Here is a 23,316-nt window from a genome sequence, read left to right as displayed (position 1 = left end):
CCCTAAACCTGCATGCGCATGACATCCTGGTACGCTTCGAGCAAACGGTTGCGTACCTGGGCCAGCAGCTGGAACGACAGACGCGCCTCTTCCAGATGGATCATCACGTCATGCAGGCTTTGTTCCCCGCCCAGCGCGACTTGTTTGACTTCGTTTTCGGCGCCGATCATCTTGTCGTTGACCGCCCCCACTTCCTTGGCGAACCAGGTCTCGAAGGGCGCGGCGGCGGTGTCCGGACGGGTCGCTCCGAACATGGCATCGACCCCGCCCGGCCCGGTGGCGGCCACGCTCGGCAGCGCGCTCAGCGCCGCGATGGCGTCGACCGTCATGACTGGCCGCCGATTTCAAGCGCGCGCGAGGCCATGGTCTTGGCCGCGTTCATGGCCACCACGTTCGCCTCGTAGGCGCGCAAGGCGCTCAGCATGGTCATCATTTCCGAGGTCTGGTTCACCCCCGGGTAAGCCACGAAGCCCTTGGCGTCGGCGTCCGGGTGGGCCGGCTCGAAGACCATGCGCGGCGCCACGTCCTGGGGCGCGATGCTGGCCACCTCGGCGCCGCCGCTGGCGATTTGCCCCATCTGCTCCGAAAACGTCAGCGGCACGGCGCGCGAAATGACTTGCAGCGGCCGGTACAGGGCCTTGCCGGCGCCGGCCGTGCTGTGCATATTGGCCAGGTTGGCGGTGGTGACATCGAGGCGCAGTTTCTCGACCGCCATGCCGCTGGCGCTGATCTGAAACAGGCTATGTTGATCCATTATGATTTCCCGTCGGTGATGGCGGTACGCAGGTTGGCGTAATGCCGGCTCAGCATCTTGAGCAGGGTCTGATGCTGCAAAGTGTTTTCGGACAGGTGCGCGATCTCCATTTCGAGCGAGACGGCGCCGCTGTCGGCCGTTTCCATGCGCGGCTGCAGGTCGGCCAGCATCGAGGGCGTGAGCGGACGGCCGGCCTGCACTTCGGCGCGCGCCTGCGCCAGGCTGCCCTCGAAGCTCACTCCCATCGCCTGGTAGCCGGGGGTGTTGACGTTGGCGATATTGTGCGCGATGGCCTGGTGGCGCATGGTGGTCGCGTCGAGCGCGACGCCGACGATGGCGCTCAGGCTCTGGTCGAAATTGATAGGCATCTGGGGCTGCTTTCTGGGTCGGTTCGGTAGTGGGCAAGCGTTATTGGACAATCAGCTCGGCATGCAGCGCGCCGGCGGCCTTGACGGCGCGCAGGATCGAGATGATGTCGCGCGTGTTGGTCTTGATGCGGGTCAGCGCCTGCACCAGGTCGGCCACGGTGGCGTTGTTCGGCGCCACATAGCCGGTTTCGCGTTTCTGTTCGACATTGACCCGGCTGTTGGCCACGGTCGCGGTACGGATCGCCTCGCCCGGCTGCACCAAGAGGTCCGGCTGCGAGACAGCGTTGTCGGTCACGATCGACACCTTCAGGTCGCCCTGCGAGATGGCCACCCTCGAAATGCGCACGTCGCCGCCCGAGACCACGGTCCCGGTGCGCTCGTTGATGACGACCTTGGCGCGGCGGTCCGGCTCGACGCGCACGTTTTCGACGGTCGTGAGGAAATCGGTCAGGTGCTTGCGGCGCCCTTCCGGCACCCGGATCTCGACCCCGGCCGGATCGCTGGCGTCGGCCACTTCGCTGCCCACTTGCGCATTGATGGCGGCGGCGATACGGCTGGCGGTGGTGAAGTCCGGCTCGGCCAGCACGAAGGTGATGGTGTTGCGATCGCTGAGCAGCTTGTTGGTCACGCCCACTTCGATGGTGGCGCCGTTCGGCACCGCGCCCACTGTCGGGTGGTTCAGCTGCACCACGTTGCCGTTCATGTCGTAGCGGTAGCCGCCCACCGTCACCGCGCCCTGGCCGAGCGCATACACGCGCCCGTCCGGGCCCTTGAGCGGCGCCGACATCAGGGTGCCGCCCACCAGGCTGCGGGCGTCGCCCACCGAGCTGACGCTGATGTCGAGCTGGTCGCCTTCGCGCGCGAACGGCGGCAGGCTGGCCGTGATCATCACGGTGGCCACGTTGCGGCTCTGGATATCGTCGGCCGAGACCGCGATGTCGAAGCGCGACAGCATGTTCGCCAGCGACTGGCGCGCGCTCTTGCTGCGTCCCGAGTCGCCGGTGCCGGCCAGGCCGGTCACCAGGCCGTAGCCGGTCAGCGCATTCTCGCGCCAGCCGGCGATCTTGCCCATGTCCTTGATGCGGATCGCCTGCGCATGGCAGCTCGCGCTCGCGAAACAGGCCAGCGACAGCAGGGCCAGGAAAATCGTTTTCTTCATTCTCATCACATTCCAAACCACGTCAATACCTGCTGCCACCAGCCAGGTCTTTGTTTATCCGACAAGTCGCCGGCGCCGACATAACTGATCTTCGCGTCCGCGATGCGGGTCGATAAGACCACGTTCGTGTCGCTCAAGTCCTGGGTGCGGATGCGCCCTTCGACCCGGATCTGCTGGCGTTCATTGTTCACTTCGAGCAACTGCTCGCCGGCCACCAGCAAGTCGCCGTTGTCGGTGACGTCCTTGACCACGACCGTGATCTGCGCCAGCACCTTGCCCTCGCGCACGGTCTGGCCGCGGCCATCCATATTGTTATTGGTCTGGATGCCGACCCCGCGCGCCTTGTGCGGCAGCTCGACTTCGGCATTGATGCTGGCGCCGCGCCGCGCCGTCGTGTTGGCGGTGCTGGTCGCGCTCGAATTTTCGACCACCATGATGGTCACCAGGTCGCCGCGGCGCCGCGCTTTCTGATCCGAGGCGAGCGCCTTGTAGCTGCCCTCCTGGTACAGGCTGGTCGCCTGGGCGGTGCCGCCGAGCATGGCGGCCGCGCACAGCAAGCCCACTGCCTGTCCGAACCGTCCCATGAATCGTGCCCTTAATCGTGCCATTCCTTGCTTGTTCATTATTTTCCTTCTGCCTGTACCAGGCCGGCGCCTACCACGCGCGCGCTGATTGCTTCCATGCTCGATTCGGGCTTGACCCGCACCAGCTGTCCCATCCCGCCGTCTTGTTGCGCCACGGCGCGCGTCTCGATCGACACGCCGCCCTCGGCCAGTACCAGCTTGACCGTGTCGCCGCGGTACACCAGGCCTTGCTGCGCCAGATGGCTGCGCAACAGGATCTGGCCGCGCGCGACCGCTTTCACCGTGCGCGCGGACGGGGTCAGTTGCGGTACCGGCAGCATGCTGTCGACCACTTCCGAGACATCCTCGCGCTGTTGTTCCACGTCATTGGCGCTGAGCACCGTGCCGGCCGCCAGATCGCGCCGCGCCACATACGCCACGCGGCTGAGCTTGAGCGCGAACGGCACCAGCACCGAGCGCACCAGCTTGCCGGCCACCGTGACGTCCACATACACCGCCTGGCGCGCGCGCGCATGCGCCGGGTCGACGATGCGGGTCGAGAGCACCGGCTCGCCCAGCGGCAGGGTGACATCCGCCACGGGTCCGGCCAGGCGCAGCTCGGCGCCGGCCCAGGCCGCGCCCAGATGCTGCTGCAAGGCCTCGCTGGCGGCGCGCTGCAGCGCCTCGGACGTGAGCAGACGCTCGGCCGCGCGCACCTTGACCGCCCTGGCGCCGCTCCAGGCCAGCTCGGCGCCTGGCGGCAGCGCGCGCGCATGCATCAGCCGTTCGAGCTCGGGCCGTCCGTACTGCTCGACCGCCCCCACCCGCGGCGCCGGACCGACCCGCAGCGCATCGAGCGCGGCCTTGACGGCGGCATCGTCGGCGCTCACCGTGAGCAGGTCGGCCAGCACGATCTGCTCGCCCCTGACGGTGGCGTCGGCGCGCAGGACCAGCTGCACGGGCGCGGCGGCCCGGCACAGCAGCGGCAGCACGCAGGCTGCCAGCAGGGTCATGGCGCGCAGGCGCGGGAAAGGAAGGGACATGGCTGGCGAGTCGCTTATTTGCGCAGGTTATTGCTCATCGCGAGCATTTCGTCCGAGGCCTGGATCACCTTGACGCTCATCTCGTAGGCGCGCTGGGCCGTCATCAGGCTGACCATCTCGTTGATCATGTTCACGTTCGACATTTCGGTGAAGCCTTGCGCCAGGGTGCCCACGCCGTTTTCGCCCGGCCGCCCGAGTATCGGTTCGCCCGACTTGGCCGAAGGCTTGTACAGGTTCTGTCCGAGCGGGGTCAGGCCGGCCGGATCGGAAAAGCTCGCCATGTCGATCATGCCCACTTCCGATGCGCTGTTCTGGCCGTTGGCCTGGACCATCACCTTGCCGTCGGCCATGATCGATACCGATTTGACATCGCTGCCGATATGGATGCCCGGCTTGAGCATATTGCCTTCGGGCGAGCTGAGGAAGCCGTCCGCGTTGACCTGCAGCGCGCCGCCGCGCGAATAGGCGCGGGTGCCGTCGGGCAGGCTCACTTCGAAGAAACCGGCGCCGCTGATGGCGACGTCGAGCATGCCATCGGTCTTTTTCATTTCACCCATGGTGAATTGCTGCGACATCGACAGCACCGACACGCCGGTGCCGTGGGCATCGTTCGATGGCGCCAGGCTGAGCCCCTCGGCGCCGGCCGGCTGGCCCATGCGGTAGACCATGTCCTGGAAATTGACGCGCCCGGTCTTGAAGCCGGGAGTGGTCAGATTGGCCAGGTTGTTGGCGATGGTGTCCAGGTTTTTTTGCTGGGCTTGCATGCCTGTGGCAGCGATATACAGTGAATCATTCATGACGCCTTAGAACTCCCCGAGTTTGCTGACTGTTTTTTGGAATACATCTTCATAGCCTTGCGCGACCTTGATCATGGTCTCGAAATGACGCAGGGTTTCGGTCAGGCGGATCATTTCCTGGGGCGAGCTGACGTTGGAATTTTCGAGAAAGCCGGTGCGCACGCGCGCCGCCACGTTATGGTCGGACACCGTGGCATCGCCCTGGGCCAGCAAGCCATTACCCATCGGCAGGAGCCCCTGCGGATTGCTGAACTGGACCACTTTCAATTGGCCGACCGTCTGGCCATTCTGTTTGACCTTGCCGTCGGCCTCGACCGAAAACGGTCCCGGCGCGATCACGATCTCGCCGCCCAGGCCGATCAGGGCGCGGCCGTCGCCGTTGCACAGGCGCCCGCGCGGGTCGACCTGCAAGGTGCCCTGGCGCGAATAGGCGGTGCCCTGTTCGGTGGCGACCTCGAAGTAGCCGTTGCCCTCGATCGCGATATCCATCGGATTGGAGGTGGCGCGCAAGGTGCCGGCGCTGGTGTCGAGCACCTGGGCGGCGGTGGTGTCGTGCAAGGCGGCGGCGCCGGAAGCCGCACCGCCCATCAGGTCGGCGAAGGCGCGGCTGACCGGAATCGAGCGCTTGTAGCCTGGTGTCATCACGTTGGCCAGGTTCTGGCTGATGCTGTCCATCCGCTGCATGTCGTTCTGCATCGCGATTCCAGCAATTGTTAGCGCATCCATCTCAAGCTCCATCCCTGTGTATAGTTGGTACTGCTCATATTGCGTACTGCGATCGCTGCGGCCATCGGCTTCATCGCGTCACCGCCTCGGCCAGATTGATCGAGCCGAAGGACTTCAGGTTGACGCTGTTCGGAATTTCCGCCAGCGACAGGATGCGCATGTGCGGAATGACCCGCTCGGACAGGGCGCGCACATGGCGCCTCAGGTCTGGCGAGCACAACAGCACAGGCATCATATTGTTCTTCATCATCCGTTCCGACTGGGCCATCAGGCGCGCCAGCAATTGCTCGGCGAACTTGGGTTCGACCACCAGGCGGCTGTTGGCATCGGCCGCGCGCACGCTTTGCATCAGGCTGTGCTCGATGGTCGGGTCCAGGGTCAGCACGTTGAGGGCACTGCCCTCGCCCATCAGCGACTGGCAGATCGCCGGCCCCAGCTTCTGGCGCACGATTTCGGTCAACAGCACCAGATCCTTGTTGTTCCGTCCATTGTCGGCCAGGGTTTCGGCGATCGCTTCCAGGTTGCGGATCGAAACTTTTTCGCGCAACAGGTTTTGCAAGACTTTCTGCACATCGCCCAGGGACATCACGGTCGGAATCAAGTCTTCGACCAGGCCCGGCTGCACGGTGCGCACCCGCTGCAGCAGGCGCTCGGTTTCGGTGCGGGTCAGCAGCATGGCCGACTGCTGCTTGAGCACTTCGCTCAGGTGGGTGATGAACACGGTGGCCGGGTCGACCAGGGTGTAGCGCGCCTTGCGCGCCGTTTCTTTTTCGCTATCCTCGATCCACACGGCCGGCAAGCCGTAGGTCGGTTCGCGCGTCTCGATGCCCTGCACGCCCTTCGAATCGGCGCCGCCCTGGATCGCCAGGGTACGGTCCATCATGATCTCGCCCTTGCCTGACTGCACCCCGAACACATTCAGTTCGTAGGAGTTCGGTCCCAGCTGGGGCGAATCGCGGAAACGCACGCGCGGCAACACCATGCCCGATTCGAGCGCATATTGCTTGCGGATGGCGCTGATGCGGTCGGTGAAGATGGTCTGTTCCTTGAACAGGTGGGCCAGGCCGGTGCCAACCATCACTTCGATCGGATCGACTTGCAGCATGTCGTAGGCGCTTTCCTCTTCCTCATCCTTTTTCTCGTCGGCCTCGGCCTCGGCGCTGGCGCCGTTGCGGGCGGCGCGGCGGATGATGAGCAGCAAGCCAACCAGCATCGCCATGATGACCAGCACCGGCAGCATGGGAATGCCCGGCATGAACAGGATGCCGCCGAGTACCACGACCACCATCAGGATGGTTTTTGGGAAGGAAGTCAGCTGGCGCAGCACTTCATTGCTGAGGTTACCGTCGGAAGCCGAGCGGGTGACGATCAGGCCGGTACTGACGGCAATCACCAGGGCCGGCACCTGGGTCACGATGCCATCGCCCACGGTGAGCAGGGAAAAGGTTTGCAGGGCCTGGCCCCAGGCCATGCCTTGTTGCATAACGCCAATAATCAAGCCGCCCACCAGGTTGATCAGCATGATGATGATGCCGGCGATGGCGTCGCCCTTGACGAATTTGCTGGCGCCGTCCATGGCGCCATAGAAGCCCGATTCCTTTTCCAGGGCCTTGCGGCGGCGCTTGGCTTCTTCCTGGTCGATGAAACCCATGTTCAGGTCGGCATCGATACTCATCTGTTGTCCGGGCATGCTGTCCAGGGTGAAACGGGCGGCCACTTCCGAGACGCGCTGGGCGCCGTTGGTCACCACCACATACTGCACCACCACCAGGATCAGGAACACCACCAGGCCGATCACGTAATTGCCGGCCACGACGAAGGCGCCGATGGCGCCGATCACGTGGCCGGCATCGGCGTCCGACAGGATCAGGCGGGTGGCGGCGACGTTGAGCGAGAGACGGAACAGGGTGGCGATCAGCAGCAGCGAGGGAAAGGTCGAAAACTCGGCCGGCTTGGCGATATAAAAGGTCAGCAGCAGGATCAGCAGGGCGAAGCTGAAGTTGGTGATGATCAGGAAGTCGAGCAAGCCCGAGGGAATCGGTGCGAACAGGACCGCCAGCACACCCACCACCAGGGCAACCATGACCAGGTCGGTGTTTCTGCCGAAGAATTTACTCAGGCTATTCATGCGCGCACTCCCGCCGTGCGCAGGCGGGCCGCGCGCATGGCTTGCACCCAGACCATGATCTTGGCCAGCTGCGGATACAATTTTTCCGGAACGTAATTATCGAAAGCAACTTCGCGGTACAAGGTTCTTGCCAACAATTTGTTCTCAACAATCGGAATATGGTGAAGACGGGCCACCTGGCGCATCTTCAGGGCGACTTCGCCGGCACCCTTGGCAATCACGTGCGGGGCGCTGTGGGCGCCGTGCTGGTAGCTCAGGGCCACCGCCAGGTGGGTCGGATTGGTAATGAGCACATCGGCCTCGGCGACATTGCCCAGGGCCTTGCTGCGCTTGAGCATTTCCTGGCGCAATTCGCGGATCCGGCTGCGGATGCGCGGGTCGCCTTCGCGGTTCTTGTGCTCGTCGGTGACGTCGCGCTTGCTCATGCGCATGCGCTTGGCGAATTCCCAGCGCGAAAACACCAGGTCGATCAGCGCGATCGCGAGCAAGGCCAGCAACAGCTTGACCATCAGGGCCGCCGCCAGGTCGAGCATGATGCGCGCATAGGCTTTCGGGTTCAGGCCGGTCAAGCCGACCAGGCCGGGAATCAGGTCGACGATCACCAGCCAGGTGATAAAGCCGAGCACGATCAGCTTGATAATGCTCTTGAACGATTCGTACACCGTCCGCATCGAGAAAATCTTCTTGAAACCGCTGACCGGGCTGATCCGGTTCAGGTCCGGCACCAGCGGATGCATCGTAAACACCGGGCCGGTCTGCGCGACGTTGGCGGCCACCGCGGCGATCGCGAGCGCCATGAACAGGGGCGCCAGTACGTACAGCATGCCCATGGCCAGGTTCGACAGCAGCACCGACACCGAGTCGACCTGCCAGTCCATGCGCCCCAGTTGGGCCAGCATCTCGAGCTGCAGGCGCATGGTTTGCTTGAACCCATCCCAGGCGGTCGCGTAGACGCAGGCCGTCATCGCCGCGAGCACGGCCATGGCGGTGAAATCGGCGCTCTTGGCCACCGATCCCTTCTTGCGCGCCTCCTCCAGCTTATGCGGGGTCGCGTCTTCGCTGCGATTCGAATCCTGCTCAGACATTTACCAACACCTGCTCCCAATAACTGAAAATAGCGGCATATATCCGCCCCATCGACGCACCCACGGTGGTAATCGTCATCGCCAGCATGGCCAGCGCGGCGACGATTTTCACCGGAATACTCACTACGAATACATTCATCTGCGGTAATACCCGCGAAGTCATCGCAAAACCCACTTCAATCAGCACCAGGCAAAACATCACCGGTGCAATCACCGTCACCCCGAGAGAAAACATCAGGCCGAACTGGCGGATTACCGCATCGATCGGCCAGCTGCCCAAACCGGCGCCCGGCGCCACCTGGCTTACCGAAAAGGCGATCCCGCGCATTAATGCGTGATGCCCATCCACGCTGAAAAACACGGTCACTCCCAGCATATTGAGCATCATCGCAAACAAGGGCGATCCGGTCCGCGTGACCGGATCGAATACGCTGCCGATACCAAAGCCGCTTTGAATATCGAGTATTTTCCCGGCCACCGAAAATGCGCCAAAGGCGGCCAGCGCGCCAAAGCCCAGGGTCGCGCCCACCGCCACTTCCGACAGGGCCGCTCCGACCAGGGCCGCCATGCTCATCGGCGCCGCCACACCGGCCGTGCCCAGCTGGGGCGCCATCACCACGCTCAGGGCCAGGGTGAACAGCACGCGCAGCACGACAAACTTGTCCAGGCCGGTGAACATCGGCATCATGATGAACAGCGTCCCGATGCGCAGCCATAGCAGAAACACCATCGCTACCCAGCCCGGGTCGATATCCAGCGTCATGACGTGCGCCGGTTCTTAAAAATAATTGGGAATATTACGGATCAGGCTCGCCGAAAAACCAAGCAGCCGATTAAGCATCCATGGACCAAACGCCACCAGCACCAACACCGCCGCGATAATCTTCGGTATATAGGTGAGCGACATCTCCTGGACTTGAGTAACCACCTGCAGCACGCTGACCGCCAGGCCCACCACCAGGGTGATGCCCAGCAGCGGGGCGGAAATCAACAGGGCATTCCACAGCAGATCGGCGAGCAGTTGTACAGCAACGTCAGACTTCACACCCATACTCCCCGAAACTCGATGACGAACGATTTGATTGGCAGCGCGGCCGCATGTTTACGCGTTCAAAAACATGAGGGAGTTTATAGACCTATTTTTTGACTGTCAAAGCAATAAATATAAAACGTTGGAAACTAGGACACAGCCGCGCAGTGTATCACGTTGAATTTTGACAATTTTACCTGAGCAACGCAAATTGCACGAGAAACGTGCTAGAGTTGCAGCACTAAAGCAGCATCGAGGGTATGGTATGGATGTCATTGTTTATATGGCATCCGCCAGGCCTGCCTCCGCAACCCACTACAGCGCCACAACATGACAGCCGCATCATTCTCCACGCTCGACCAGTCGGAACTGATTCACCTCGCCCTCGAGGCCGACCGTCTCGGCAATTCCGGCGCCTCCCTGACCTACCTGAAGGAAGCGGTCGCGCGTCCCGACGCCACCGCCCCGGCCCATCTGCTGCTCGGCGCCGGCTATGCGCAGCTGCAAATGTACGACCGCGCCGCCGCCGAGATGGAATCGGCGCTGGCGGTCGACCCGAGCTTCGCCATCGCGCGCTTCCAGCTGGGCTTGTTGCAACTGACCAGCGGCGACGCCGAGCGCGCCATGAGCACCCTGCTGCCCTTGCAGGAACTGGGCGAACAGCATGCCCTGAACCAGTTCGGCAGCGGCCTGATCCACCTGATGCGCAATGAATTTGCCGACACGCTCGCGTGCATGAGCAAGGGGATGGCACTCAATACCGACAACCCGGCGCTCAATACCGACATGCAGCTGATCGTCGACAAGGTCAACGCGCTGCCGCCGGAAACGCTGGCCGCCGCGGCGCAGGCTGCGGCCGCGCCGGCCGAGGCCGCGGAAACGCCGCCCGTGCCCGACGACCAAGTTGCCAATCCCATCTTCCTGTCCGCCTATACCAGCGGCGGCAAGCAGTAAGCCGGCAAGGTTCTCGTAGCCGGCTTTTTCAGTTCAGCGCCCCGTGCCTTCATCCATCGGATCGGTCAGCCAGCTCGTCGCGGCGATTCGCTCGCAGCTGGCGCCGCGGGTCGAGCTGAGCGGCCAGAAAGCGGCCCGCCCCAGCGCGCGCGGCACGCCGCGCCGCGCCGGTGCCTCGACCCGCGAGCGGCTCGAATCATCGATCGGCATGCGCATCAACAGCATCGAGCGCGACGACCCCCAACGCGGGCGCAAGGCGTTCCGCATCTTTCTCGAATCGATTTTATTGTCCCATCTGGGCGAACACCTGATCAACGATCCGCGCTTCTATCAGCTGGTCGACGATGTTCAGGGAACGATGGAGTCCGACGCCGAACTGGGCGCCATGGTGGACAAGGCGATCGCCCATCTGACCACGGCGCCGCGCTAAGAAGTCAGCGACGGCGCCGCCGGTTCAGGCCTTGTGTGCCTTGCGGCGGCGGGCGGCGGCCAACAGCACCAGGGAGCCGCCCAGCAGCATCCAGACCGTGGCCGGTTCCGGGACCGGCGAGATCTCGCTCACGGAGAGATTGTCCAGCACCAGATGCGCACCCTCGCCCGCATTGGCGTCCAGGATCGTTACGCCGCCTTCGCCGCGAAAGCTGACCTTGTCGACATTGGTGAAGTTGAACGCGAACTTGCCCTGCGAAGTGGACACCAGGAAGCTCGACGAATACGTCATGGCGCCGTTGCGCCAGCCTTCGACGGTCACGCTTTCGCCATCGCGCCAGGCCGAGGCGACGTAGGAATCGAGAAAATTGAAGGCGGTCGCGCGCGAAAACGTGACGCTGCCGTCGTAGGCCACCAGGCCGACCTGGCCGATCGTGCCGTTGCGGAATCCGCCGGTAGTCGCCGACAGGCTGGTGACGAAACCGGGACTGCCGCTCCAGTTGAAGCCGGCATAGTCGGGCTCAAGCTCACCCTCGGATTCAAACCCGGGATACTGGTCTTCAAAGGTGAGGATGGTGCCCTGGGCACTGGCATTGCCGGCGGCAAGCGCCGCGAACATCAGGGCGCATGCGCCGTGCATGAGAGTGAGCTTGCGAATTGCCATGCGATAGAACCTCGACAGAAATACAACGATGAGAAACGGGTAGCGATCCGACTGCCTGCCGCTACGGCACCTGAACTTAAACTCAGGGCAAGAAAATCAGTGGAAAATGCCCACCCTGAGGTCCTTGGAAACTATACAAACTAATCTGCACAGAATATCATATAATCAACGTCAATTGCAAGTTAGACACTAAATGAAATTGTAAAATCAATACTTCCGTTGCCGCTGTACCACGGCCTGACTAATCCGTCAGGCAACCATTTAAGGGAACACATGACTGTCTCAAGAAACATCTCCGACATCTTCGCCGCCGACGAACTGCTGGCCCTGGCCCGCCTCGACGTCGAAAAAAACCAGCTCGACAGCGCGCTGGAAAAACTCAAGAGCATCCTCGGCGGTCCCGAGCCGGATCCGGAAGCGGTGTCGATGGCGGCCCGCGTGTACGCCCAGCTCGGGTTGTTCACCCGCTCGCAAGAACTGTTCCGCCGCTTTCTGGTCGCTCATCCGGGTGCCGTCAACGAGCAGTTCCAGCTGGCCATGACGCACATGAACAATAGCGAGCCGGCGGAAGCGGAAGGCTTTTTCAATGCCATCCTGGCCAGCACCCCGACCCACCCCCCTGCCCTGTTTTACTGCGCCCTGCTGTTGTCGCAGCAAGGTAAAACCATGGACGCCAAGCGCAGCCTCGATATCCTGCTGCAGTCGGCACCGGCCGATAACCTGTATGCGGGCCGCGGCAAGGAACTGCGCGATGCGATCGACGCCGGCTTGCAGGCCAGCTTCGAGGAAGAGCAGCGCGAGGGCGGCGCCCTGGGCCAGCCGAAGACGCCTGGCGACACGTATCAATAATCGCCAAGGGCGGCGCCCTCGCGCGCCACCCTTGGCGCGCAGCATTAGCGGCTTTCGTACGCGCCGACGATCTCGCCGCTCGCGATATCGAGATCGAACTGGTATTGCTCCTGCGTGCCGTCGGCATCGGGTACGGTCTGGAAGATCACGCCAAAACAGCGCTCCGGCTCGACCCGCGCTGGCTCGAACCAGGCAAACACGCCCATCAGCGCGCGTCCGTTGATGACGTGCGTATCGGCGATCACGTAGCGGGTCGTTCCATCCGCATCGATCACCGACAGTTTCTTGCGCATGCCCGTGTCCACCGGCGTGTGCTCCATCAGCGCGATCGACATGCGGTCGGGCAGCACCTTGGCCAGCACGCCGTGCGGGCAATCGCGGTGGATTGTTCGCCCGTCCGCCTCCCACTCCAGCCGCACGATTTTGTCCGGCGACCAACCGAGGGCAAGAATCGCTTGCATGTCCACGCCCGCTTCAATCACTTTTCCGTCGCGCCGGATCTCGCGGAAGTTTTGAATCAATGTCACTTGGTATCCCTTTTTTAAAACAATAAAGACGCGCCGGCCATAAAGTCGGCCGCGTCACGCCCACGTGTTCACGCAGGTTGCTGCACGATGGGCTTATATTGCAAGTCGATTAATTTCTCGAACGAACGGGCCGCAAAATAGCCAGCATACTTCTATCGTCGGCGCTACGGTCATGGAACACCCCCAGCACGCCGGGCTCGGCGTTGCAAACTTGGACGGCTGATGAACTCGCTCGACAAACAATCGACGAAATTAAACACTCGCGCGTCGGGCCACAACGCATCGGCCGCCGACAGCAGTGCGCGATACGATCGGAGTAGACGATAGCCGACGATCTGCTCCAATGCGTCAAAGGCAGGCGGGTTGACGGAATCGCTGTCCTTGTACATCTCGATTTCTGTCATGCCCATTTCATTTTCTAAGCTGTTATCGCCGACATATTTGACAGCATCATGCATCTTGATAGGAGCAACTGCAAATTATTCGGTCCGCTCAGCGTCGCCTCACACTATCTGCAGCCCTGATTTTCTCGCTGCCTGACGAAATATCGTTTAGCTATGCTGGAGTGAATTATCGGACCAGACCCCTGCTCTTCTTGACACGCACATCGCAAAGCGCGCGTTGCATACCGTCGATGTCCGCCGACAAGCTACATGCGCGCACTGCAAGGCCCTGCAAAATTCCATCGACCAAAACGCGCAATTTGTGCAGCGGGTGTTCCGCCAGAATGCGTTCTTCCAGCGATCGGTAGGTGAACATTGCATGCTGGGTGACGCCGATCTTGCGCATGGCCTCGATTCGAAAAATTACCTTCATTACACAACGTATACGCCACCTCGTTATACACAACTTTTTCAGCCCTTAAAATCAATGGGTTAGGAAAACACCTTCGTTCCATACCGATCGTTAGAGTACGTAGGTACCGGAATTTCCCACGGTTTTTTTGCCTGAAAATGCTCAATATTTAGGCAGCTTTCGGCCGGAGTGCTGATTTCGGCCTGTGGCCGGATACTTGTATATAACGGGGTGCGTATACGCCCCCCACCCAGTTGACAGGGGCGAGGGGATTTTTCAACAACCTGTTAACGCGCGTATATGACCAAGGGGATCATGATACCTATATGATTCCCTCTACCCCCCAAAAAAATCAATATACAACTACGGTTTTATCTGGAAGCATGCCACACGGCCAATATCCTTTTACAAAAATTTTTAATAGTGAGCACCAAAAACCAATCTGACCAGCCATTACTTCAAGCGCCGCCATTCGAACGCAATACAATGCGGCCCCAATCGCAGCTTGGGAAAAATCGTTAGGCCCGGAGCAAATTTTCATTCCATCGACGGATCTCAAAGATTTCAAGGATTGTTTGTATAGATCGAGAGTCACAGCTTTAAAATTAATGCCAGCCTCTTCCAAATATTTCATCAATCTTTGTCCGTGAATTGGATCCTCCTCCTCCCTTGAACTTGGCAACCAATCCATTTCACTGGCAATATTGGCACTTCGCTCATCAATACTTGAGTCGAATGTCGCATTGTTCCATGCGCGCAAATCCGCAAGAGCCAAATACCCAGTTGGTGCACTATAACTCCCGAGCCGCGAGAACCATTTCGCATGCTCTATCTCAACTTTAATATCGTCTATAGTCATATTAATCTTTCCATAAATTAGTTACCGTACCTGGTGGTAGAGCTTTCGGACCTCGCTGAATTGAACCGCGAAGCACGCCTTCCGCAGCATGCGGACCGGGAACTCCAGGAAGGGAGTGATTAGGTAATTTTCCGAAGGTCGGCATTAAATTCCACCATTTGTTGGCGCCACCGCTTTCCAGTGGCAATATATGATGAGGTGTTGCACTTGAATATCCGCCTGCGGCATTCTGCTGAGTCGGCCAGCTATTTCCAGTTTTTTCTTCCCATTGAGCTTTTAGATACTCTTGGTCCCGCTCAAATTCCCGCCGTACCACTTTGTTCTGGGCCGGATTCCTGCGCTGCACTTCAGGCAAATTTCGCTTCAAAATTTCGCGCTGCGCCGCACTGATCTCACCACCCGGCACGGCGACAAGATTGGCCTCATCAATAATTTTATCAGCGAGCGTATTTGGCGGTCCAACTCTATTTGCCCCATTCATCCCTCGCCCAATTTGTTCAGTCGATCCGGTGAATTCAGCAGCCGCCGGCGCATAGTTTAACCGCCCTCCAGTGTTTGCGCCGGTTGGAGACAGCACCGTCTCCGCACCATGGCTTGCCTCAGCAGTGGCACGCGACATCGGCCGTGGGTCGACGTGATTGATGGTACACATATTGTGCACCAACACACCAATCTGGCCAACGAAGTAGGTGTGGATGTCGGCAACTTCGAAGTTGTAGGCGGTCGCGACCTCCTTCTCGATGACGACATTGGTGATGGTGGCATAGCCGCCATCGATCAATTCGATCTTCTCGCCGACGCTCAGCTCGCGGGCCGCCTTCCACCAGTCGTTGTGCACGAAGTACGGGTGCTCGTCGGTCGAGGAGACGGTTTGCAGCTGGCCTTTACCATCGACCAGGGTGACGGTGACGATCTTCTTCTCTTCAATCGTGAAGAGCTGCATGACCTCCTTGAAATGCGTTTCCTTGGTCAACTGGTGGCGCGCGGCCACCAGGTCGCCCACCGCCACCTGTTCGATCGGTTTCAGGCCGGTCGAGGTGGTGATCAGGGTACCGGCCACGAAGCACTCGGTAAATGGCCGGGTCGGGTCGAGACCTTGGCCCATGTCCATCTTGGCCGCTGGGCTCGATTCGGTCGGCACTCGCGAGGAGGTCGGGGTCGGCTCGACCGCGGCACGCGGACCTTCGACGCGCGAGCCCGGCAGCGGCTCCGGCGCACCGGCGTGCGGACCTTTCGGCGGCACCGGATCGGTCAGTGGCAGCTTGCGCGGCTCACCCACCAGCTTCAGGTTGCGTCCGCCGAGCAGCTCGACCTGCCCCGCTCCGCCCGGCATGCCGCGCATGGCGCCCACCACGCCTTCGTTGAGCAGGTGCGGTACCGTCGTTTCGACCGTGACCACATGCGATACGTCGGATTTGAACTCCTCGAGAATGGCCAGCTTCTTGCGCGCAAAATCCTGCGACGTGATGGTGTCGCGGGTAGCCCAGCCACCGAAGCTCTGTTCGCCACGCATCAAGGCTTCGGCTTGGCCCTGGCCGACCACCATTTCAAAGGGGGTGCCGGCAGGCTCGAGCTTGGTAACGACATTGCCCGGCGCATGCCATGCCGGTTCTTTGCCGGCCGCCAGCATCGCATCGTTGACCACCTCGGCCGGGGTGGTCTTGATGATCTGGGTGCCGCCTTTCGAGGCCGCACCGGCTTCGCCGGCGCCGGCCACGGTATGCTCAGCCGAGCGTGCCGCCTGCGCCGCGTGCGACCCTTCCGAGGCCGCGTGGCCGGCATTGGCCGCCACCTGCGACGCCTCCGAGGCCGTGCGGCCGGCGTTGGCTGCCACTTGGGCCGCGTCGCCGGCCACGTTGGCTGCATTGGCCCCCGCTTGCGCGGCTTCGGCGCCGGCATTGGCGGTCCTGGCCGCGATCTGGGCCGCTTCCGCCCCTGCGTTGGCGACCGCCACCGCTTGGTCGGCGCGCTTGAAGGCATTGACGACCTTCGATGCCGCGCTCACCGTGCCGCGCACCATGCCGGGGACGCCGGCCAGGGTGGTGACGATATTGAAGGTCTTTTCGCCCGCGTCGACACCGGCGTCGAAACCGCGCACGCCGCCGGCCGTCGCTGCCGTTTTGACTTCGTCGATGTAGGTCGAGGCGGCCTTGACACCGGCGCGCCAGCCCTTGTCGAGCGTGCCGCCAAAATCGTTGCTCAAGCCGCTGAAGGTCTTCTTGACTGCCTTGCCGATACCGTCGCCGATCTGCACCAGTTGCTTATGCGCATCTCCGGCGAATTCCGGCGCGTACTGGCCCATTCCGAGCATGTCGAACCGGTTGTAGACGTCATTGGCCGCCGCCAGGTACACCAGCTTGCCGGCACCGACCACCAGGTCGCCCACCGCCGTGACCGCGCCGGTGATGGCGCCACCGGTGCCGACAATGGCGTTCTTGGCAAAGCTGCCTTTCGATTCCAGCAAGGAGTTGGCCTTCTCGGTCATCACCTTGTTGGCTGCGCTCATGTCGATCTCGCCGCCCATGGCATTGATGCCCTTGACGACGTTATTCATCACTTTCTGGGCCAGCTTGATCTCGACCGCGCTTCCCACGTCGTGCAAATCCTTGGCCACCTGCGCGACCGTCTTGACCGTCTCGATACCGGCGTTGATGCCCTTGTCGGCGTTGCGGATCAAGGCATTGGCGCGCTGGGCGCCAAAGGTGTCGGTCAGCGCATCCTTGGCCTTGCCGAGCACACTGGCCTTGATATTGTGGGCATAGGTCTTCAAGGTGCCCATCACCGAGTAATCCGGCTTGGGGGCGGCGTTGCTGCCCGCCGTGCCCGGCTGGTCGATCACGGCCTGGTAAGGCGCGACCGCATAGCTGGCGCTCATCGCGTTCAGGGCGTCCCGTTCGCCGATCTCCAGTTTGGTCAAGGTGGTCGCCGCATTGTCGAGCTTGCCGGAGAAAAAGCTGGTGAACCTGTCAATCACGCTGGTCGGGTCGGCCTTGTCGTTCAAGACCGACAGACGCAGGTCGACCCTACGCCGGCCCATCGCATCCACATTCACCAGGGAAGGCGCGCCGGCAACCAAGGCCGAGCGCTCGCCGGTCTTGGGATCGACCGGGTAATAGCCGTCGGCGTAGATCTCGGCTGTACCGGTATCGACGATCGATTCGTTCTTTTCACCGCTCATCAGCGGGATCTTGCCGTCGTAAGCGTGGCCCACGACGGTCACGATCTGCAGGGCCACCTCCTTCGTCCCGGCCGCCACGGCCGCCACGGCCGGCACAGCGCCGGCTTGCTCCGGGATGCCATTGCTGCGCGGGCGCGGTTTGAAGCCGCCGCTCCCGCTGGCCGGGGTGCTGAAATCCAGAGTCGGCCCCATGTCCAGACCGAAGCCGAACAGGGAACCGTCCGACGCCGTGGAGCCCGTTTGCCACTGGCGCAGCCAGTTCGGACGCAGATCGGTGATTTTGAAGCCGCCGGTCTCGCTGGCTGGGGTGCTCAAGTCAGGGGTTGGCCCCAGGTCCACGGCGGAGCCGAACAGGGAACCGTCCGAGGCCGTGGCGCCCGTTTGCCACTGGCGCAGCCAGTTCGGACGCAGATCGGTGATGAACGGCGTCACTGGCGAAGCTGGTGCGGCCGGCGTCGCCGCGCCGGCGTCGCCAGGCTTGGGCAGCTTGGCCCGTGCGTCTGCCTTGGCTTGCTGGGCAGCCTTGGCGCGCACGCCCTGCTCTTCCTTGACGGTGCTGGCGAACGCCTGCGTCGCGGCGCCCGATGCCGCCTGCGCCGCCACATCCTGGTCGCGCTCGGCCAGTTGGGCGAACGCCTTGCCGGTGCGCGATGCGACCGCGCCGGTCATCGCGCTCATCATGTCTTGCGGGCCGAACAGGGTGCTGCCAGGCGCCGTCAGCGACTTGGTGAAGTCGTTCCAGGTGACCGGCTTTTTCGGGTCCAGCAACTCGGTCGGGCCGGTCGCTTCCGCGTACGGGTTCATCCCCATGGCGTCGAAGGCACGCGGCATCAGCTGCCCGACGGCGCTGCCAACCACGCCGCCGATGGCACCGGCCCAGGCATCCTTCTTGTTCAACTTGGCCGTGACCGCGCCCAGCGCCCCTTGGGCCAGGGCGTCAGCCACGCCGGTGTAACCCTGCTTGGCCACCGCATCGTTGACCGGCATCATGAGGGCGCTGACCCCCACCGAGCGCCAGTCGATCTTGCCGGTCGAAACCAGCTGGCTGGTAATGCTGGTGCTCGCGCTGGTCAACTGGCGATACGCCATCTCGCCCGGCTTGGTCAGGCCGCTATCCTTGAGCAAGCCGCCGACCGCATCGCCCGCCGCCGCGCCGAGGCCGGCCGCGGCGACCGAGCGCCAGTTGAACGATTTCTGCTCGCCCATCATCATGCTCACGCCCTGCTGCGCCACGTTCGACAGGGCGCCCTTGATGCCGGCGTTGACGATCGAGGAGCCGGTGTTAATGCCGCCGCTCAGATTGCCGACCCCAGCCGTCAGGGCCCCGCCCAGCGCGCCCATCGCCACCGCTTTCCAGCTGAAGCCATCCTGCAGGCCGACCGCGATGCTGGCCACCTGGGTCACCACGCTGACGGCGGCGCCGGTCAGGGCGCCGGCCACAACGGTGGCGGCCAGGCCGCCCGCGGCAAAGCCCATGCCCTGTGCCAGCAGCATCATCTGCGGGCCCAGGAAGCAGGAAGCGACCACCGCCACGATGATGATCAGCACCTGCAGGAAACCGCCGCAGCCGCCCTTGCCTTTCGGCGGAGGCGATTTCAGGTTCGGCAACTTGCTGCCGACGATATCGTTCTCGTTGTACACCTTGTGGGTGTTCGAATCGATATTGCCCGGGCCGTTGGCGGACGGCACGCGCAGCACCTGGCCGCCCTTCAGGGTTTCGTTGCCGGACAAGCCGTTGGCGTCGGCGATCAGGTACCACAGGCTGGCATTGCCGTACATCGAATCGGCGATGCTCTGCAGCGATTCACCGCCCTTGACGGTGTACGACTGCATGCCGCCGCCCGGGAAATCCTTGCCGTAGTTTTCGAACAGCGCATAGTTCTTGCCGTCCAGTACGGTGTAGGCGCCATTCTTGATACTGCTGCCCGTTTCCGCCACCGGATTGGCGGCGGCGTACAGGTAGTCGACCCGGTCGCGCGCGGCGGCCTTGCCGTCATCATGCACCTTGCCGATGATGTGGTCGGCATTGTCGTAGACATAGGTCGAGATTTCGTCCCGGTCCTGGCCGTCGCCGCGGCCCTGGTTCATGGTCACCAGCTTGTTGTTGCTGTTATAGGCGAAGCTGGCGTTGCCGCTGGCGTCGCCGTAGGCACGGATGCCCTTCTCGCGCCCGTCGTTGTAGTAATCGTAAATGTAGTTATAGGTCTTGGTCGACTTGCCGAAGGTGCGCATGGTCGACTTGCTGATCTTCCCCGAGCCATTGAACTGCTGGGTAATTTCCTGGCCTTCGCTCTCGTTCTTGACGTAGGGGGCGGTATTGCCACCCTTGCTGATGACCTCGACCACCGACATGGCATGCAAGCCGTTGTTGAAGGTGAGCGGCGCATAGCTGCTGTCGAAACTCATCGTCACGCGCGTGTCGGTGCGGCTGGTGAGCATGTTCGACGCATTGTCGAAGGTCTTGGTCACCGTGCTCCAGTCGACTCCATCCTTTTTCTCGCGATACAGGGTGTTGTTGCCGACCACGTCGTACTGCCATTCGATGTCATTTTCATGGGTCAGTACCAGGTTGCGGCCCAGCAAAGTGCTGTGGGCATCGGCGCCGAAATTGGTCAGGCCGTTGTCGGCCGCGATCGTGGTCCAGCGATTCATGTCGGCGTACTTGCGCAGCGCGATCGCCTTGAGCGCGTCCTGCACCGTCACGTTGACGTAGGTCGTCTGACCGCCTTCATTGCCCACCGGATAGCGGGTGTCGCCATCGGCCACCGCGTAATTCTCGGACGGGTTTTGCAGGTGGGCCTGGATCGGACGGTTTTGCGTGTCGTAGGTATAGATCGTGGTCGCGCCGTTGGCACCGCGGTAGCTGCTGCGGTTGCCCGCCGCATCATACGTGTAGCTGCCCACGATGGCGCCGTTGGGGCCGCCCTCGCGCAGGTTGATCACCCGTCCCGCGCCATCGAAGTTGGTGCCGTGGTCGACTGCGGTGCCGCCGCCGCTGCCCTGCACCCGCACCTGGTTGCCCACCGCATCGTAGGTCACGGTTTCTTCCAGGCCGGTGACGGCATCCTTCCAGTGCGTCATGCGGCCGAGCGCATCGAAGGCATAGTCGATCATGCGGTTGTGGCTGCGTCCTTCCGTGTCCACCGCGCCATTGGTGGTCTCGCTCACCCGATGGCCCTGCAGGTCGTAGGTATAGCGGGTCGATACGCCCGTGCCGAGGTCGTTGATTTCGACCAGGTGGCCGGCCTCGTCGTAGCTACGGCGGATATTGCGCGCACCGGCGACCAGGTTGCTGGCGATGTTGCCGACCAGCGCGCCCTGCTGCTGGTGCGAACCGCCACCGCCGCCGCCGCCGCCGATGCCCGGCCAGGTGTTGCGCGGCGCCGCGTTGACGCTCGTTTCGCCGCTCTGGCGCCCGAATTCATCGTAGCTGAAGAGGACCGCGTTGCCGTCGGCATCGATCGAACGCAGCAGGCGCGCAAAGCCGCCATACACGCTTTGCGTGGTCTTGCCGCCGCCATCGGTGGCGGCGATCAGGTTGCCGAAGACATCGTAGCGGCGATAGCTGGTCGAGCTGGTCGAACTGCCGTTGACGGTCGGGTTGGTCGTGACGCTGACCACCCGTCCCAGGTTGTCGTAGGCCATGCTGCGCCGGTGACCCCAGTAGTTGCCGGCATCGTGCTCGGCGATGCGGTTGCCGCGCGTATCGTAGTCGAACTCGACCGTGCCTTGCTGCAGCACATGCCCTTGCAGGTCGTAACGCATCACCGTGGCGTTATTGTTGCCGTCGATGATGGCCGTGATGCGGCCGAAGCCGTCGCGCGTGTAGAAGGTGGCGCGGCCGGTGGCGTCGGTCTCTTCGATCATGTTGCCGGCCTGGTCGAAGCGCGTGTAACTGGTGTAGCCCGCTTCGTTCGTGACCTGCACCGCATGGCCGAGCGCATCGTAGCCGTAGCTCTTGACCTTGTTCAGGGCATTCGTTTCGCTGACCTTCTGGCCCGCCGCGTTGTAGCTGAAGTAAGTCGTGTTGCCCGCCGCATCGGTCTGGGCCAGCATATGGCCCAGGTAATCGTAGGCGTAGCGGGTCAGCGGCCGACGCAGTTCGGCGCCGCCGGCCGGAACGAAGGCGGTATCGTACTGGGCCACCTTGTTGCCGTTCAAATCGTACTGGGCGAAGGAACTGCTGCCGTGGCTGCCGCCCTTCACACCCAGGGTCACCGTTTCCAGCGCGCGGCCGTTGGCGTCGACCCGGTATTCGCGCCAGACGCCATCGGTCTCGGTGCTGCCGGTCTTGGCGTTGAGCGCGTTGTAGGTCGACTCGATCGAGTAGCCGGCGCCGCTCGGGCTCGCGTCCAGGCTGCCGCCGGCCAGGCCGGTGGCGACCGATTGCAATACCATGCCGTTCATGAAATCGGCGCTGGTCATGCGGCCCAGGTAGGTACCGGCGCTGACCGACGGGCCGTTCATGCGCGCACCCTGCTCGCGCGCCTGGACCACGTCGGAATAGCCGCCCTGGCTGGTGTTGACGTCGCTGCGCGCCTGGTTCCACTGGACGATGACTTCGCGGCCCTGCGCATCCGTGTACCACATCTTGTAATCGATGCTGGAGGCCGGCAATGGCACGTGATCCATCGCATAGCGGTAATTGCCGCCGCCCGTATTGCTCATCAGCACATCGTTGCCGAAGGTGGTGCCGTCGCCGCTGCCCGTGGCACGCCACGAGAAATGCAGGCCGGATCCGGCGCGCGCCGCTTCGGCGCCCGACAGGGTGGCGCTGAAGGCCAGGTTGTAGCCCTTCTGCACCCACTGGCCTTCGTCGACATAATGGCCGCCGCCGAAGAAGTCGCTGTGCCAGACCAGCTTCGGTTCCCATTCCTGCCACACGCTCGAGTTGCTGGCGACGCTGTGCGCCTCGGCCACCTTGTCGGTGTAGTACAGGCCCAGCGCGCTGGAAGCGTAGTAGCCGGTGCGCACCAGCACCCGGCCTTCGAAGCGCTCGGTCCGGGCCAGCTGGCCGCCCACCACCACGGCCTGGGTGCTGCCAGTCGATGGCGGGGTCCAGCAGAGCGAGCCGAACGAGGTCGACTTGCCGTCGGTCCCGGTCGGCGCGAACAGCATGTGGTCGATCAGGGTTTCGTCGCCGTCGGCGGTGACGCCGCGGATGACGATTTCGTAGGTGGTGCCGGCCGTCAAAGGCCGGTCGGCGCCCAGGGTCAACTGGCCGTTCGGCGAACCGGTGGCCGTGAACGGCAAGCCGCTGCCGGCCACCCGCCACTGGGCGGTGATCAGCGAGAAGGCGGTGCCCGGGTTGGACACCGACACATTGTAGGCTAGCTGAATGCCGCCAGGCACCACCGTCTCGGTGGTGCTGGTGGCCGCGCCGACCCGGTCGGTCGGCGCCTGGAACG

At 62.7% G+C, this 23,316-nt stretch carries 21 protein-coding genes (1 of these 21 only partly in view); 3 read left to right on the top strand and 18 right to left on the bottom strand.

Annotated features, from left to right (window positions below):
• Positions 1-2: 2 nt before the first annotated feature.
• The 12 genes from fliE to fliQ all read right to left on the bottom strand — a co-directional run bounded on the left by fliE (position 3) and on the right by fliQ (position 9,674).
• Positions 3-329, bottom strand: a complete 327-nt coding sequence (gene fliE / locus IV454_RS23940; protein WP_206088163.1) for a flagellar hook-basal body complex protein FliE — start codon at positions 327-329, stop codon at positions 3-5.
• Entirely contained in the window at positions 326-754 is a 429-nt protein-coding gene (gene flgC / locus IV454_RS23935; RefSeq protein ID WP_054262463.1) for a flagellar basal body rod protein FlgC, read from the bottom strand. Before flgC ends, fliE begins: the two co-directional genes overlap by 4 nt.
• Positions 754-1,122, bottom strand: a complete 369-nt coding sequence (gene flgB / locus IV454_RS23930) for a flagellar basal body rod protein FlgB (protein ID WP_054262462.1) — start codon at positions 1,120-1,122, stop codon at positions 754-756. Before flgB ends, flgC begins: the two co-directional genes overlap by 1 nt.
• A gap of 40 nt (positions 1,123-1,162) precedes the next feature.
• Positions 1,163-2,281, bottom strand: a complete 1,119-nt coding sequence (locus IV454_RS23925; RefSeq protein WP_229521818.1) for a flagellar basal body P-ring protein FlgI — start codon at positions 2,279-2,281, stop codon at positions 1,163-1,165.
• A 5-nt stretch (positions 2,282-2,286) separates the two neighbouring features.
• Positions 2,287-2,865: a flagellar basal body L-ring protein FlgH gene (locus tag IV454_RS23920; protein ID WP_206088162.1), complete on the bottom strand. Its 579-nt coding sequence runs from the start codon at positions 2,863-2,865 to the stop codon at positions 2,287-2,289.
• A gap of 38 nt (positions 2,866-2,903) precedes the next feature.
• A complete protein-coding gene (gene flgA, locus IV454_RS23915) occupies positions 2,904-3,887 on the bottom strand; it encodes a flagellar basal body P-ring formation chaperone FlgA (protein WP_206088161.1) in 984 nt (327 codons plus the stop codon).
• 14 nt (positions 3,888-3,901) lie between these two features.
• Positions 3,902-4,684 (bottom strand): flagellar basal-body rod protein FlgG, encoded by a 783-nt coding sequence (gene flgG, locus IV454_RS23910; RefSeq protein ID WP_054262459.1) that lies wholly within the window; start codon positions 4,682-4,684, stop codon positions 3,902-3,904.
• A gap of 6 nt (positions 4,685-4,690) precedes the next feature.
• The gene (locus IV454_RS23905) at positions 4,691-5,410 is read right to left on the bottom strand and encodes a flagellar hook-basal body protein (protein ID WP_206088160.1); all 720 of its coding nucleotides are present in this window, start codon (positions 5,408-5,410) and stop codon (positions 4,691-4,693) included.
• 70 nt (positions 5,411-5,480) lie between these two features.
• Positions 5,481-7,538, bottom strand: coding sequence for a flagellar biosynthesis protein FlhA (gene flhA, locus IV454_RS23900; RefSeq protein WP_206088159.1), 2,058 nt, complete (start codon positions 7,536-7,538; stop codon positions 5,481-5,483).
• The gene (locus IV454_RS23895; RefSeq protein ID WP_206088158.1) at positions 7,535-8,623 is read right to left on the bottom strand and encodes an EscU/YscU/HrcU family type III secretion system export apparatus switch protein; all 1,089 of its coding nucleotides are present in this window, start codon (positions 8,621-8,623) and stop codon (positions 7,535-7,537) included. The genes flhA and IV454_RS23895 overlap by 4 nt, the downstream gene beginning before the upstream one ends.
• A complete protein-coding gene (locus tag IV454_RS23890; protein WP_206088157.1) occupies positions 8,616-9,386 on the bottom strand; it encodes a flagellar biosynthetic protein FliR in 771 nt (256 codons plus the stop codon). Before IV454_RS23890 ends, IV454_RS23895 begins: the two co-directional genes overlap by 8 nt.
• A gap of 15 nt (positions 9,387-9,401) precedes the next feature.
• Positions 9,402-9,674, bottom strand: coding sequence for a flagellar biosynthesis protein FliQ (fliQ, locus tag IV454_RS23885; protein WP_054262455.1), 273 nt, complete (start codon positions 9,672-9,674; stop codon positions 9,402-9,404).
• 309 nt (positions 9,675-9,983) lie between these two features.
• On the opposite strand from fliQ, the gene IV454_RS23880 reads away from it, so the two are divergent.
• Together IV454_RS23880 and IV454_RS23875 are read left to right on the top strand one after the other, a co-directional pair.
• On the top strand, positions 9,984-10,607 hold the full coding sequence (locus IV454_RS23880) for a tetratricopeptide repeat protein (protein WP_206088156.1): 624 nt from the start codon (positions 9,984-9,986) through the stop codon (positions 10,605-10,607).
• A 43-nt stretch (positions 10,608-10,650) separates the two neighbouring features.
• Positions 10,651-11,037, top strand: coding sequence for a hypothetical protein (locus IV454_RS23875; protein WP_206088155.1), 387 nt, complete (start codon positions 10,651-10,653; stop codon positions 11,035-11,037).
• A gap of 24 nt (positions 11,038-11,061) precedes the next feature.
• Here IV454_RS23875 and IV454_RS23870 read toward each other — a convergent pair whose 3' ends face one another.
• On the bottom strand, positions 11,062-11,700 hold the full coding sequence (locus IV454_RS23870) for a PEP-CTERM sorting domain-containing protein (protein ID WP_206088154.1): 639 nt from the start codon (positions 11,698-11,700) through the stop codon (positions 11,062-11,064).
• A gap of 273 nt (positions 11,701-11,973) precedes the next feature.
• On the opposite strand from IV454_RS23870, the gene IV454_RS23865 reads away from it, so the two are divergent.
• Positions 11,974-12,549 carry a tetratricopeptide repeat protein gene (locus IV454_RS23865; protein ID WP_206088153.1) on the top strand — a complete coding sequence of 192 codons (576 nt, stop codon included), beginning with the start codon at positions 11,974-11,976 and terminating at the stop codon, positions 12,547-12,549.
• Between the two features lie 44 nt (positions 12,550-12,593).
• Here the strand turns inward: IV454_RS23865 and IV454_RS23860 are convergent, their stop codons facing one another.
• The 5 genes from IV454_RS23860 to IV454_RS23840 all read right to left on the bottom strand — a co-directional run.
• Positions 12,594-13,076, bottom strand: coding sequence for a hypothetical protein (locus IV454_RS23860; protein ID WP_206088152.1), 483 nt, complete (start codon positions 13,074-13,076; stop codon positions 12,594-12,596).
• A gap of 170 nt (positions 13,077-13,246) precedes the next feature.
• A complete protein-coding gene (locus tag IV454_RS23855; protein WP_206088151.1) occupies positions 13,247-13,480 on the bottom strand; it encodes a hypothetical protein in 234 nt (77 codons plus the stop codon).
• Positions 13,481-13,646: 166 nt separating this feature from the next.
• Positions 13,647-13,865 (bottom strand): hypothetical protein, encoded by a 219-nt coding sequence (locus IV454_RS33610; RefSeq protein WP_206088150.1) that lies wholly within the window; start codon positions 13,863-13,865, stop codon positions 13,647-13,649.
• A gap of 358 nt (positions 13,866-14,223) precedes the next feature.
• On the bottom strand, positions 14,224-14,730 hold the full coding sequence (locus IV454_RS23845) for a hypothetical protein (protein ID WP_206088149.1): 507 nt from the start codon (positions 14,728-14,730) through the stop codon (positions 14,224-14,226).
• 1 nt (position 14,731) lies between these two features.
• A protein-coding gene (locus IV454_RS23840) for a polymorphic toxin-type HINT domain-containing protein (RefSeq protein ID WP_206088148.1) crosses the window boundary here: on the bottom strand, positions 14,732-23,316 show its final stretch. The gene runs 24,061 nt beyond the window's last position; only the last 8,585 of its 32,646 coding nucleotides appear in the window; its start codon lies off the right edge, out of view; the stop codon is at positions 14,732-14,734.

The sequence above is a fragment of the Massilia antarctica genome (assembly GCF_015689335.1).
GTDB classification, from domain to species: domain Bacteria; phylum Pseudomonadota; class Gammaproteobacteria; order Burkholderiales; family Burkholderiaceae_D; genus Telluria_A; species Telluria_A antarctica.
This window is presented reverse-complemented; position numbering and strand designations above follow the sequence as displayed.